This window comes from Virgibacillus indicus (genome assembly GCF_002266285.1).
GTDB lineage: Bacteria > Bacillota > Bacilli > Bacillales > Amphibacillaceae > Virgibacillus_K > Virgibacillus_K indicus.
In genome coordinates this window covers 96,749-109,139 of sequence record NZ_NPMS01000002.1, presented here as the reverse complement: position 1 = coordinate 109,139, position 12,391 = coordinate 96,749, and the positions used below count along the sequence as shown (strand labels likewise).

The following is a 12,391-nucleotide window of genomic DNA, read 5'->3' as shown; positions in this document are numbered from 1 at the left end:
AGTAGATATGTCCGACAATTTATCACTAATCATCATATTAGGTGCAATACTTTACCTGATAATTAAAAATAAAGATACGCTAAAGAAGCTTACTGTAATCCAAAACATAGGTGTAGCAATTTCCTTTTTGGTAATTATCGGTGCGGGAGCAGCATTTACATTTATGGCGAGTAATTGGCTCGCAGTAAATGTGGAAAATATGATAATAAGAATTTTACTGGCAGTGCCGATTATTATTGTGCTTTTATCTGTTACGCTTGCAGTTTATTTTGCAGCAATTAACAAGATAACAAATGGTGCATTTGCAAAGGGTAGAAAAGAAGAAAAATAGAATCTAAGGGGGAGGAAAACCATGAAACATGCAATTTATCAAATGGATATTGTTGCTGGAAACCCCAAAGCAAACCGATTAAGGGTTGAAGATTGGGTGAAAGAAACTGTCAAAAAAGAACAGCCCGATATCATTGTACTGCCTGAAATGTGGACGACAGCATATACACTTTCAGAGTTGGAGAAATATGCCGATGTGAATGGTGAGCCCACAACTTCCTTTTTAAAAGAGCTGGCGAAAACTTACCAAATAAATATTATCGGCGGTTCTGTGGCTAATAAGCGAGAAGGAAAAATCTATAATACAAGTCTTGTTTTTGACCGTGGTGGAAATCTTGTCTATGGATATGACAAAATGCATCTTGTTCCAATGCTTAATGAGCCGAGCTATTTAACAGGCGGCAGAGAAAAGGTGTGTGTGTTTGAATTAGATGGAATCAAAATGGGATTAATCATTTGCTATGATTTGCGTTTTCCAGAACTGGCTAGAAGTCTTGCACTGCAGGGAGCACAAATATTATACGTGGTTGCTGAATGGCCAACTGCTCGAAAGGAACACTGGAAAGCACTGCAAATTGCCCGTGCGATTGAAAACCAATTCTTTGTAGTTTCCAGTAATCGAATTGGCAGCTATGACGGGGAAGACTTTGCGGGCAAGTCCATGGTGACCGACCCATGGGGGAACTGTTTGCATATGGCAGGTGAAACAGAAGAAGAAACAATCATTGCGTCGCTTTCTTTAGAAATGGTCCCCAAAATAAGAAAAGATGTACCGATCTTTACGAGCAGGGTCCCTGAATTGTATTGAGTGCAGTATGGTGAATATCCTCTAAAATAAAAGAGTACTGCCCAAATACAAAAGACAATTTGGGCAGTACTTTTTATTTTCAACGAAAAGGTTACTTCACGTTCGGCGGTTCCTTCATTTTTCCCGTTACTATATCTTCGGTTATATGAACTTGGCATGTTTTTCCGTCATTATTAACAAATTTGAAGATGCCATTATTAAAATCAGTTCCGATTTCTTTATAGAAAATACCTTCATAAAGGTTGTTCTTTGATCTTGTAAAGCTGATTCGATAGTCCTCTTCGTTCTTTTGCAAAAATGCACGCACCCCTTTTTCATAAGTAGTATCTTCCGTACTTTTAAGTGTGCGGTCAATGGCTACAATATGAATGTCAATGAATGTCATTGCACGGAGAAGAACATTGACGAAGGAGCCCTTGGTTATCTCTTCCCACCTGTTTTGCGGGCTTTGTCCAATAACAATTTGGGTTATGTTATGGTTGTGTGCAACTTCTGCAATTGCTCTGACTGATGATTTTTTCTCATTATCACGAAGGATGAATTCGTCTACATCCAGTTCATCGCATAATTCTTTCCACCGTTCGATATATCCGGACTTTTCTGCATCAAATTCATCAAATGGCAGTGGATCTACAGTTAACACATATAAGGGACAGTCGAGTATGGATGCTAATTTATGGCCGCGTTTTATTAAACGTTCACCGTTAGGGCCATAGTACACACAAACAAGAATACTTTCGTCCATACGTCCTTTTATTTTCTTCATGGCGGTAATCACCTCTTCAATGTTCAATTATATATTAGTTTTTATCTAGGTTTTATCTAGTTATTATCAAAACTTTATAAGTTTAACACAGGCATAGACTACTTACAAGACACTAAATTATTTTATTTGTTTCCAGTTGTCTTTCATACATCATAAGCTAAATAACTTAAATTTGCCACATGTAAAATTGAATGTTTGCATAAAGTCGCGTGATGGCTGGCAAAGGCCGTGCGAAATCACTCTTTTATTGGGAAATTGCACGGCTTTTGCCCGGGTTCGCGCAACTTATAGTCTAAGTCGTGCGATAACATCAAAGCTGCAGACTGATCGAATAATTTTGTTTGAACATACAAAGTGCAGGGAAAAGCTGTATGGTGTATAATTAAATAGTGACAAATTTAGTTCCCAATAATTGTTGATATATCCTGTTTTATTCTGCTTTTTAAAACCACTGAATGGTATAAAGGATTCGTTAAGCATTTCCTCACTTGAAAAGGATTTAATGCCTCAAATTAATTCCCTATGGTATTTTAATTACTGTAAATCATTTTGTTAATCAAAAAGTGCAGATGTGAGGTAAGACAGATAAATTTGATTAATTCATTTTATACGCTATTTCTGCTTTTTTTAATATAAAAAGGGGATTATAAGACATGAAGGCTAACTCTCTAAGGCTAGCCGGGAACTTGAAAGATAAGAAATGGAGGTTTCATTTTGTTCATTGTGAACCTAGCTATCATTATCCCTTTTTTAGCAGCTGTGCTTATTCCATTACTGAATAAGAGATTTTCAGGAATTCATATCGGCTGGTTTGTGCTTCTGGTGCCAGCTGCTTTATTTATTGCTCTTATTCGATATATTCCCTCTATAGCAGATGGGGAGACCTATTCGCATACAATCAATTGGATTCCATCTTATGGCATAAATTTCACCACATATCTTGATGGTCTTAGTATGATATTCGCGCTGCTGATCACGGGTATCGGAAGCCTCGTAATTCTTTACTCTATTTATTATTTATCTCCAAAAGAGTCGCTCAGTCACTTTTATGTTTATTTGCTGTTATTTATGGGTGCAATGCTCGGTGTTGTATTTTCAGATAACCTGATGGTGCTTTATGTATTTTGGGAATTAACAAGTATTTCCTCGTTTCTGCTAATTGCATTTTGGTACCATCGAAAAAGGTCGAGACAGGGAGCACAAAAATCACTGCTTATCACTGTAACTGGCGGATTTTCTATGTTTATTGGCTTTATTTTTCTGTATGTTATGACAGATACATTAAGTATCCGTGAGGTTGTATCAACGATTAGCAGCTATACAGATCATTCGTTGTTTTTACCAGCGATGCTGCTGATTCTTCTTGGTGCATTTACGAAGTCAGCACAATTCCCCTTTCATATTTGGCTGCCAGATGCGATGGAGGCTCCTACACCTGTCAGCGCTTATTTGCATTCGGCAACAATGGTAAAGGCAGGTATTTACTTAGTAGCCCGGTTTACCCCGGTTTTTGGAGGCGATCAAGTCTGGTTCTGGCTGGTAAGCGGGGTAGGACTGTTAACCTTATTTTGGGGATCTTTTAATGCTGTTCGGCAAATAGATCTTAAAGCATTACTTGCCTATTCGACAATTAGTCAGCTTGGTATGATTATGAGTATGTTTGGAATAGGTTCTGCGGCACTTCATTTTGGTTATTCCACAGAATCAGTTGTTTATACACAGGCGACTTTCGCTGCATTATTTCATCTGGTCAATCATTCCACCTTTAAAGGTGCGCTTTTCATGGTTGTTGGAATTGTGGACCATGAAGTTGGCACACGAGATATACGAAGACTTGGCGGATTGATGGCATTAATGCCTGCAACTTTCACAATTGCTCTAATAGGCAGCTTTTCAATGGCTGGACTGCCGCCTTTCAATGGTTTTTTGAGTAAGGAAATGTTTTTCACAGCTGCATTGAATATCAGTCAGCTTGATATCTTTTCATTAAGTACGTGGGGAGTTCTTTTTCCGGTTATTGCATGGACAGGCAGTGTTTTTACATTTGTCTATTGTATGATTATCGTGTTCAAACCTTTTTTGGGGTCCTATCATGAGGAGAAACTAGAACGCCCGCCACATGGGGCGCCAACAGGCATGCTCATTGCCCCTGGGATACTTGCTATGCTTGTTGTTGGGATTTTCTTTTTTCCAAATTTAGTTGGAAACTATTTAATTAGACCAGCTATGTCGAGTGTTTTTCCAGTATTGGCATCAGCAGCAGAGCTCGGACAGCCCATTTCAGCATGGCATGGTTTTATACCAGAATTGTGGATGACTATTGGTGTTGTAGTTGCAGGCGTTTTTCTCTACATTTTCCACCGGTACTGGAAAGTTGTGTACAAACTCTTTCCGGAAAAATGGACGTTCAATGAGTTATATACTTTTTCGCTTACACAGCTGGAAGGTCGTTCGACAACTATTACTAATGGGTATATGACTGGATTTCTTCGGGACTATATGGTATATATTTTTCTTTTCTTTATTGCTGCAGTCGGCGGAATGCTGTTCTTTACGGACGCTTTTTCATTCGATACATCTGGAAATGCCTCAATCAGCAAGTATGAATGGATTATTTCCTTCGTCATGATGGCAGCTGCCATAGCAATTCTTTTTGCAAAATCCAGGTTAACAGCCATCTTGCTGAATGGAGTGCTTGGTTTTTCAATTGCTGCATTTTTTGTGGTATTCCGTGCTCCCGATTTAGCCCTGACACAGCTTGTTGTTGAATCGGTAACGACAGTACTATTCCTAGTATGTTATTATTTCTTGCCGGAGTGGAAAAAGGAAGATGCACCAAGGAAAACAAAGAATAATAATTTAATTATTTCTGTTTCTGTAGGAGCGGTATTTGTTCTTGTTGGACTTGCTGTTCAAAATGGAAAGTTGTTTGAAACCATTTCAGGTTACTTTGAAAATGCATATGAACTTGCCGGCGGAAGAAACATTGTTAATGCGATTTTAGGAGATTTCAGAGCATTTGATACGATGCTTGAAGTTGTTGTACTTCTTATAGCTGGAATTGGTGTTTATACGTTAATTAAGCTCAAGGCCAGGAAGGAGGACGAGACCTTTGAAGATTAATAATGTAATCCTGCAGGCAGTTACGAAAATTGTGGTATTCATTATATTGACACTGGCTGTGTATTTATTTCTGTCGGGTCATAATAATCCAGGAGGCGGATTTATCGGAGGGCTTGTCCTGGCAACAGCCTTTGTCTTACTATTTATTGTTTTTGATATTGAAACAATTCAAAAGGCTCTTCCTTTTGACTTTAAAAAGGTTGCGGCCTTAGGTGCATTCCTAGCTGTGGCAACAGGATTCGGCTCCTTATTATTTGATGCTCCTTTTTTAAGTCAGTCATTCGGCTATTTTGACCTTCCTTTTTTCGGGAAAACAGAACTTGCTACAGTTACTATTTTTGAGGCTGGTGTTGCACTGGCAGTAGTAGGTGTCGTTGTAACAATTATTTTAAGTATTAGTGAGGATGTGTGAGCATGGAAACGTTAATAATCATCCTGTCAGGTGTACTCGTATCTGTTGCTACTTATTTAATCCTTTCTAGAAGTTTGATACGGGTTATATTGGGGACGGCTATTCTTTCCCATGCTGCTCACTTGCTGATTATGACGATGGGCGGATTAAAGGACGGAAGTGTTCCGCTTTTGGGCGAGGAAGCATCATCCTATACAGATGCGCTGCCACAGGCGCTGATTTTAACTTCTATTGTTATTAGTTTTGCGGTTACGGCATTATTTCTTGTGCTGGCTTATCGTACCTATACAGAAGTTGGGACAGATAATCTGCACGCACTGAGAGGTTTTAAGGATGAATAATATTATTGTATTACCAATGGTTATTCCTGTTCTGATAGGAATCATACTTATTTTTCTTGGCCCTTATACCAAGGCACAAAGATGGATCAGTCTTGGTGTAATGGTTGCCAACGCAGGTATAAGCATCTATATTTTAAATCGTATACAGACAGAAGGGATATTGCGGCTTGATTTTGGAGGCTGGACTCCACCATTTGGTATTTTATTTGTAGCCGATTCTTTCTCAATGATTCTGGTGCTTACAACGAGTATTGTGACTTCTGTCTGTTTGATTTATTCGTTTTTTTCGATTGGAAAAGCGCATGAGACAATGTTCTTTTACTCATTTGTTAATTTTTTGGTAGCGGGTGTGAATGGATCTTTTCTAACTGGGGATCTTTTTAACCTTTATGTATGTTTTGAAATTATGCTGTTGGCATCCTATGTGCTTATAGCGCTTGGCGGGAGAAAAGTCCAATTAAAAGAATCGATTAAATATGTAGCAATCAATGTGCTTTCTTCATGGTTCTTTCTTGTCGCAATTGCCTATTTATATGGTACTGTCGGTACATTAAATATGGCACATTTATCAGAGCGTATTGCGGAAGCTGGGCAGACACCGTTGTTAACTGTTATCAGTATTCTGTTTTTAACGGTGTTTGGACTGAAATCAGGTCTGTTGCTCTATTTTTGGCTGCCTGGTTCTTACAGTGCACCGCCAACTGCTGTTGCCGCATTGTTTGGTGCTTTACTGACAAAGGTTGGTATCTACGCAATGTTCCGTGTTTTTACGCTTCTTTTTTATCATGAAACTTCTATTACCCATACGATAATTGGTGTGTTAGCTGGTTTAACACTGATTGGGGGAAGTATCGGAGCACTCGCATATAAAGATATTCGACAGATCGTTTCGTATAATGTGGTCATTGCAGTTGGGTTTATTCTGGTAGGCCTTGCTGTTGCAACACCGGAAGCAATTGAAGGGTCCATCTATTATTTGATGCATGATATGATTGTTAAAGCATTGCTGTTCTTATTGGCAGGGACAATGATTTATTTAACGGGAACTGCAAATATTGACTATATGAGTGGTTTGATCAGGAACTATCCGCTGCTTGGCTGGATGTTTTTCATTGTGATGATGTCACTTGCTGGTATTCCACCACTTAGTGGGTTTATTGGGAAGGTATTAGTAGGACAAGGCGCAGCTGATGCAGGCTCGTATATTTTACTTGCTCTTGCTTTTATATCAAGTATATTCGTATTGTATTCACTATTACGTGTCTTCTTAAGTTGCTTCTGGGGTGAAACGATCATTAGTGTGGAGGATGAGGTTCCTTTAAAAAAGGGAATGCTGGTTCCATGTGTTCTGCTGACCTTAGTAACGATTGGATTAGGATTGGGTGCAGAGTCATTGGCTCCTTACGTAAGTGATGCAGCAAATACATTACTGAATCCTGATGTATATATTGATGCCGTTTTAAATGATTAATGTGAGTGGAAAGAAGAGGTGGATACTATGCCTGCCCAATTTTTAATAAATTTATTTATTGCATTCCTATGGATGCTGTTTAATGATGAAGATGAGCTGAAATTTTCAACATTTTTCGCAGGTTATCTTGTTGGTGCTGTGATTGTATTTCTGATGCACCGCTTTTTTGGCGAACAATTTTATCTAAAGCGATTCTATGCACTCATTAAATTAATCATTATTTTCAATTCTGAGCTATTACAGTCCAGCGTTATTGTTCTGAAGCAGATATTAAGCCCGAAAATAACTTTTAAACCGGGTATTTTTAAATATGAAACACAGCTGAGAGGTGAGTGGGAAGTACCTGCACTTGCATTACTGTTAACGTTAACGCCTGGTTCTGTAGTAATGGAGGTAACACCTGAAGGAAATATGTTCTACATTCACGCGATGGATGTAGAGGAATCGAAAGAAAATTTACTGCGATCACTGGCTAAATTTGAAAAGGCAATCATGGAGGTGACACGATAATGATTGAAATCATGTTGATTACTTCCCTTGCATTATTTGGTGTGGCTATTGCGATTGCTCTATTAAGAATTATTTTTGGTCCAAGTTTACCTGACCGCATTATTGCTCTGGATATGATAGGAGTTAATCTCGTTTCCGGAATTGCTATTATCTCTGTTATTCTTGCAACAAAGGCATTTCTGGAAGTCATACTTATATTAGCGATTCTATCTTTTATCAGTACCATTGCCTTCTCAAAATATATCGAGAGGGGTGTTATCATTGAACGCAAACGAAAGTCTTGAGTTTATTGCCGCATTATTAATACTGGCAGGCAGTGTTTTAAGTGTAATCAGTGCCTTTGGAATCATTCGGTTTCCAGATGTTTATACCCGTTCACATGCAGCGACAAAAAGTTCTACGCTTGCCGTATTAGTGACACTATCAGGAGCTTTTCTGTATTTTTGGGTAACTGAATCCTTTATCAGTGTACGTTTATTACTAGGGATTTTATTTGTGTATATAACTGCCCCAGTTGCTGGCCACCTTATTATTCGGGCTGCTTACCGGTCCAAAGTGAAACTGTCGGAAATAACGGTTGAAGATGAATTAGAGGAAGTTTTGCATAAAGAGGAAAGGGAAGAGCCATCCAAATAGCAAAGAATAAAACTCACCATATGGGTTGAAGGTGAGTTTTACTTTGTCTAGTCGTTACTAAAATGTGCCTAATCAAACCTATACTAAGCGTCTGATCCGTTCATCCAGATCAGGATGTGTTGAGAATATACTGGATTTACGTTTCCCATTTATTTTTAATGTGGAAATTGCTGTTTGATCTTCAGTACGAACTCGATTGGAGTAAGCTTTTAGCATTTCCAAAGCATGCTTCATTTTATCCTTTCCAGCTAAATCTGCCCCGCCGCGATCTGCATGGAATTCACGATGTCTTGAGTATGCAAAGACAACAAGACTGCCTAAAATGGAGAATGCAATCTGGAAAACGATAATCGCAAGAAAATGAACAATTGGTGCGATTTCTTCTTTTACAAATCGGGATGCAATAAAAGCAGCAATACGTGCGAGGAAAACGACAAATGTGTTTACTACCCCTTGCAGCAGTGTCATTGTAACCATATCTCCATTCGCAACATGGGCTACTTCATGGGCAATAACACCTTCTACAGCATCATCATCCATTTCATTCAGCAATCCAGTTGAAACAGCAACTAATGAACGTTTTTTCGTAGGTCCTGTTGCAAAAGCATTGACTTCTGGAGAGTCATAAATTCCAACCTCTGGCATGTGGGCCAGTCCTGCAGCTCTTGAAAGACGGTGTACCTTTTCAACAACTTCTTTTTCGTAGGAAGACATTGCTTGATCAGGATTGATGACACGCACATTCATCATTTTCTTTGCCATCCAGCGAGACATAGCTAAAGAAATGAAAGCTCCTGTAAAACCAATTACAGCACTGACTATTAAAAGTGTGCCAAAAGCGATGGTGCCATCTGAATTAATATAATTCATCCCTCCTGGTATTAGAGAGAAAATTATACTGATTGTTAGTAATACTAAAACATTCGTTAATAAAAAATAAAATATTCGCTTTCCCACACTCTCACCCTCTTTGATATTTTTAATATAATGTGAAAATTTCACATATGAATATTATATAACGTCATCATAATGTTTACAATAGATTGATTTTGGAAATTTAATGTATACTGGATTGCAGAGGAAATTGAGGTGCAAAACATGTTACTTGAGTATGCATTAGTGTTCATTGGTGCTGCCATACCCTGGTTGGAAATTGCTTTAGTAATTCCGGTGGCGATTCTTGGGGGATTATCACCGTTGTGGGTCATATTGCTGGCTTTTATCGGGAATGTAATTACAGTTTTGCCAGTGATTATCGGATTTGAAAAGGTTAAAACCTGGTATCAAAATCGGAAATACAAAAAGGGAAAAACGCATTCAAATAGAACCAAACGAGGCAAAAGGATATGGAATAAATATGGTCTCCCTGGGCTTGCGTTTCTAGGTCCAATCTTAACAGGCACACATGTTGCCGCATTTATTGGTATGACATTGGGTGGAAAAAAACAGTGGGTTATGCTGTGGATGACGGTTAGCATTGGTCTCTGGTCCATTATATTTGGAATGGGTACAGCAATGGGTTTGGATATTTTTATTTGAAAATAAAAGTACCTGCCGCTCAGATCAGCGGCAGGTACCTTATCTTATTTGAATTCATCCTTCATTTTGCGATTCAAAACATGATTGATTCCAATCGTCTCATCAACCTCTACCACGAATGCAATCCCTTTACCAGCTGTTTTTAAATCAGCATCCTCTTCAATTCCCCGTAAAACATCTCTTGTCTTTTCTTTACTGATTAAGGTAAGCACCACTTCTTTTTCCGGTTCGATCAGGATATTAAACAGCTTTGCCTGCTCATGTATTCCAGTTCCGCGGCCACTTAGGATGGTACCGCCCTCTGCTCCTGCATTTCGGGATGCGTCAACGACCTTTTCGGAATCTCCCTTATTAACAATTGTAACAATTAAATCGTACATTACGTTTTCTTCCATTTTGAGATCCACATCCCCTTCACCAGATTCTTCATCCTCATCTTCCAGTCCCATTAAATGTTGAATCCCTGTAACCTTTTTCGTATCTATTACAAATCCAATTCCTTGTCTTGGACGGTTTAAGTTAACAGAGGATATAATGGCATTCATAACTTCGGGATAAATATCATCCGGAACAAGTGTCAAAATGATTTCCCTTTCACGCTCTACAGGGAGTCCAAGAAATCTGCTCTTCTCGTTAAGTCTGATACCTCTTCCGAAAAATGTGGTACCACCACGGGCTCCAGCATTTTTTGAAGCTTGCACAACCTTCTTGGCCTTTTCCTTTTTAACGATCGTGATGATTAACTTCTGCCCCAGCTTTACTTCTGGCATTCTGACCCTTCTCCTTCCTACTGTACAAAATACCGAGTGTCAACACAGATAGTATGGGAGCTAATGCTACTAGCGCAACCATGCCAAACCCATCGAGAAGGGGATCTCGCCCTTCTGTTACGGATGCCATACCTACAAACAAAGCTAACAGGAATGTAGCGGTCATTGGACCTGTTGCCACTCCACCTGAATCAAATGCGATTGATGTAAAGGTTTTCGATGAATATTTTACCATGATTAGAGCAATTATATAACCCGGCAAAATAAAATACCAGATGGAAAATCCATAAACAATACGAACCATGGACAGGGCAATCGATAAACCAACCCCGATCGAGAGAGTATAGAGCAGAATTTTTTGCGGAATGTATCCACCGGAAACCTTTTCTACCTGATGGATTAGAACACTAACTGCAGGTTCGGCATAAACGGCAAAAAATCCGAGTATGAATCCGATTGGTATTAACAGCCACAAGTTTGACATTGTACCAATTTTTTCACCAATTAATTCTCCCACTGGAAGAAACCCAATATGAACGCCCTGAAGAAAAAGAGCAAGTCCCAGAAATGTTAGTATGAAACCTATCGCAATATCCAACAGTTTCCTCATAGGTAACTTTAAGAATATGAGTTGGAAAATTAAAAATAAGACGAACAAAGGGAATAATGCTGTCGCAACTTCAAGCATAATTTCGGTAAAGCCCTCAAAGATGTGTATGTTCATCCGTAGATCACCCCTAACACGAGTACGGACAAAATAGGTCCTATTGAAGCGAGAGCTACAAGTCCAAACCCATCTGAAGATGCAGTTTTTCCACGAATAACTGTAGCCACACCAACACCCAGTGCCATGATAAACGGTACAGTTAACGGTCCGGTTGTTACGCCTCCAGAATCAAAGGATATTGGAACGAATGTAGAAGGGGTAAATGCAGCAAGTAAAAAAATCAGACCATAACCAATAGCTAATATGTAAACAATATTAATATTGAAAACAATACGAACCATGGATATTGCAACGAAAATACCTACTCCAAGTGCAACGGAAAGAATTAATATACTTTTTGGAATGGCTCCACCTGAAACCGTATCAACCTGGGTGGAAAGTACACGGACGTCAGGTTCTGCAATTGTAACAACAAGTCCAAGCAAAAAGCCAAAGAAGATTATTAGTCCTAATTTTTTTGTTTTTGATAATGCTGAGCCGATCATTTCTCCGACAGGCAGTAATCCAATATTTACTCCAAGCAAAAAGAGTATCAACCCAATACCCACCATAATTACCCCAATTAGAAATTGCAGAAATGTTTCTGCAGGAAGATAAATCAATGTGAACTGTAAAATAGTAATAACGATAGTAATAGGCAGTATAGAATATACAACCTCTAAAACGGTTTCTTTTATATTATTCATCTAAAACCACCTTTCATGTATGAATATAGAAATAGGACAGGCAGAAATAAGCTGATGAAACCACGGCTCATTTTCGCATAAAAACAGGGAATAAATAATAAAAATAGTTTAAAAGAATTGAATGAATAAGAATTTTTATTGTGGGGTAAAAAAATGGCGCTTCACTTAATTATAGCATTATATTAGATAATTCGAAAATAATTGGAAATATTTTTTTGTACTTGAAAGGTCTACTGTTTTCTATTTAAGGTGGAAGTTACGCAGAAGTTGCG

The 12,391-nt window shown here is 38.6% G+C and carries 15 protein-coding genes; 10 read left to right on the top strand and 5 right to left on the bottom strand.

Features of this window, described 5'->3' with window-relative positions; translation table 11 throughout:
• Positions 1-7 precede the first annotated feature (7 nt).
• Both CIL03_RS06240 and CIL03_RS06235 read left to right on the top strand, forming a co-directional pair.
• Positions 8-331 carry a hypothetical protein gene (locus CIL03_RS06240; protein WP_094884715.1) on the top strand — a complete coding sequence of 108 codons (324 nt, stop codon included), beginning with the start codon at positions 8-10 and terminating at the stop codon, positions 329-331.
• A gap of 21 nt (positions 332-352) precedes the next feature.
• The gene (locus tag CIL03_RS06235; RefSeq protein WP_094884712.1) at positions 353-1,138 is read left to right on the top strand and encodes a carbon-nitrogen family hydrolase; all 786 of its coding nucleotides are present in this window, start codon (positions 353-355) and stop codon (positions 1,136-1,138) included.
• A gap of 91 nt (positions 1,139-1,229) precedes the next feature.
• Here the strand turns inward: CIL03_RS06235 and CIL03_RS06230 are convergent, their stop codons facing one another.
• Complete coding sequence (locus CIL03_RS06230; protein ID WP_094884709.1) at positions 1,230-1,904, bottom strand: adenine nucleotide alpha hydrolase family protein; 675 nt, start codon at positions 1,902-1,904, stop codon at positions 1,230-1,232.
• A 714-nt stretch (positions 1,905-2,618) separates the two neighbouring features.
• On the opposite strand from CIL03_RS06230, the gene CIL03_RS06225 reads away from it, so the two are divergent.
• From CIL03_RS06225 to CIL03_RS06195, 7 genes are read left to right on the top strand one after another with little or no spacing between them, the layout of a single operon-like run.
• Complete coding sequence (locus CIL03_RS06225) at positions 2,619-5,027, top strand: Na+/H+ antiporter subunit A (protein WP_094884706.1); 2,409 nt, start codon at positions 2,619-2,621, stop codon at positions 5,025-5,027.
• Positions 5,017-5,439: a Na(+)/H(+) antiporter subunit B gene (locus tag CIL03_RS06220; RefSeq protein ID WP_094884703.1), complete on the top strand. Its 423-nt coding sequence runs from the start codon at positions 5,017-5,019 to the stop codon at positions 5,437-5,439. The genes CIL03_RS06225 and CIL03_RS06220 overlap by 11 nt, the downstream gene beginning before the upstream one ends.
• Before the next feature lie 2 nt (positions 5,440-5,441).
• Positions 5,442-5,780 (top strand): Na(+)/H(+) antiporter subunit C, encoded by a 339-nt coding sequence (locus CIL03_RS06215; protein ID WP_094884700.1) that lies wholly within the window; start codon positions 5,442-5,444, stop codon positions 5,778-5,780.
• On the top strand, positions 5,773-7,251 hold the full coding sequence (locus CIL03_RS06210; RefSeq protein ID WP_094884697.1) for a Na+/H+ antiporter subunit D: 1,479 nt from the start codon (positions 5,773-5,775) through the stop codon (positions 7,249-7,251). The genes CIL03_RS06215 and CIL03_RS06210 overlap by 8 nt, the downstream gene beginning before the upstream one ends.
• Positions 7,252-7,278: 27 nt before the next feature.
• Positions 7,279-7,761: a Na+/H+ antiporter subunit E gene (locus CIL03_RS06205; protein ID WP_094884694.1), complete on the top strand. Its 483-nt coding sequence runs from the start codon at positions 7,279-7,281 to the stop codon at positions 7,759-7,761.
• Positions 7,761-8,045 carry a Na(+)/H(+) antiporter subunit F1 gene (locus tag CIL03_RS06200; RefSeq protein WP_094884691.1) on the top strand — a complete coding sequence of 95 codons (285 nt, stop codon included), beginning with the start codon at positions 7,761-7,763 and terminating at the stop codon, positions 8,043-8,045. The genes CIL03_RS06205 and CIL03_RS06200 overlap by 1 nt, the downstream gene beginning before the upstream one ends.
• On the top strand, positions 8,023-8,397 hold the full coding sequence (locus CIL03_RS06195; protein ID WP_094884688.1) for a Na+/H+ antiporter subunit G: 375 nt from the start codon (positions 8,023-8,025) through the stop codon (positions 8,395-8,397). Before CIL03_RS06200 ends, CIL03_RS06195 begins: the two co-directional genes overlap by 23 nt.
• 78 nt (positions 8,398-8,475) lie before the next feature.
• Here the strand turns inward: CIL03_RS06195 and htpX are convergent, their stop codons facing one another.
• Positions 8,476-9,354, bottom strand: coding sequence for a protease HtpX (gene htpX, locus CIL03_RS06190; RefSeq protein WP_094884685.1), 879 nt, complete (start codon positions 9,352-9,354; stop codon positions 8,476-8,478).
• Between the two features lie 141 nt (positions 9,355-9,495).
• On the opposite strand from htpX, the gene CIL03_RS06185 reads away from it, so the two are divergent.
• Positions 9,496-9,936, top strand: coding sequence for a small multi-drug export protein (locus tag CIL03_RS06185; RefSeq protein WP_094884682.1), 441 nt, complete (start codon positions 9,496-9,498; stop codon positions 9,934-9,936).
• A 44-nt stretch (positions 9,937-9,980) separates the two neighbouring features.
• On the opposite strand, the gene CIL03_RS06180 is transcribed toward CIL03_RS06185, so the two are convergent.
• From CIL03_RS06180 to CIL03_RS06170, 3 genes are read right to left on the bottom strand one after another with little or no spacing between them, the layout of a single operon-like run.
• On the bottom strand, positions 9,981-10,706 hold the full coding sequence (locus CIL03_RS06180; RefSeq protein WP_094884679.1) for a P-II family nitrogen regulator: 726 nt from the start codon (positions 10,704-10,706) through the stop codon (positions 9,981-9,983).
• On the bottom strand, positions 10,660-11,430 hold the full coding sequence (locus CIL03_RS06175; RefSeq protein ID WP_094884676.1) for a DUF1538 domain-containing protein: 771 nt from the start codon (positions 11,428-11,430) through the stop codon (positions 10,660-10,662). The genes CIL03_RS06180 and CIL03_RS06175 overlap by 47 nt, the downstream gene beginning before the upstream one ends.
• On the bottom strand, positions 11,427-12,119 hold the full coding sequence (locus tag CIL03_RS06170; protein ID WP_094884673.1) for a DUF1538 domain-containing protein: 693 nt from the start codon (positions 12,117-12,119) through the stop codon (positions 11,427-11,429). The genes CIL03_RS06175 and CIL03_RS06170 overlap by 4 nt, the downstream gene beginning before the upstream one ends.
• Positions 12,120-12,391: the final 272 nt, after the last annotated feature.

What these genes read in the sequence shown, in the direction of transcription:
- CIL03_RS06170 (WP_094884673.1), bottom strand. Translation starts at nt 12,119, where the DNA reads ATGAATAATATAAAAGAAACCGTTTTAGAGGTTGTATATTCTATACTG.
- CIL03_RS06240 (WP_094884715.1), top strand. Translation starts at nt 8, where the DNA reads ATGTCCGACAATTTATCACTAATCATCATATTAGGTGCAATACTTTAC.
- CIL03_RS06210 (WP_094884697.1), top strand. Translation starts at nt 5,773, where the DNA reads ATGAATAATATTATTGTATTACCAATGGTTATTCCTGTTCTGATAGGA.
- CIL03_RS06180 (WP_094884679.1), bottom strand. Translation starts at nt 10,706, where the DNA reads ATGCCAGAAGTAAAGCTGGGGCAGAAGTTAATCATCACGATCGTTAAA.
- CIL03_RS06185 (WP_094884682.1), top strand. Translation starts at nt 9,496, where the DNA reads ATGTTACTTGAGTATGCATTAGTGTTCATTGGTGCTGCCATACCCTGG.
- CIL03_RS06230 (WP_094884709.1), bottom strand. Translation starts at nt 1,904, where the DNA reads ATGAAGAAAATAAAAGGACGTATGGACGAAAGTATTCTTGTTTGTGTG.
- CIL03_RS06175 (WP_094884676.1), bottom strand. Translation starts at nt 11,430, where the DNA reads ATGAACATACACATCTTTGAGGGCTTTACCGAAATTATGCTTGAAGTT.
- CIL03_RS06200 (WP_094884691.1), top strand. Translation starts at nt 7,761, where the DNA reads ATGATTGAAATCATGTTGATTACTTCCCTTGCATTATTTGGTGTGGCT.
- CIL03_RS06205 (WP_094884694.1), top strand. Translation starts at nt 7,279, where the DNA reads ATGCCTGCCCAATTTTTAATAAATTTATTTATTGCATTCCTATGGATG.
- CIL03_RS06215 (WP_094884700.1), top strand. Translation starts at nt 5,442, where the DNA reads ATGGAAACGTTAATAATCATCCTGTCAGGTGTACTCGTATCTGTTGCT.
- CIL03_RS06235 (WP_094884712.1), top strand. Translation starts at nt 353, where the DNA reads ATGAAACATGCAATTTATCAAATGGATATTGTTGCTGGAAACCCCAAA.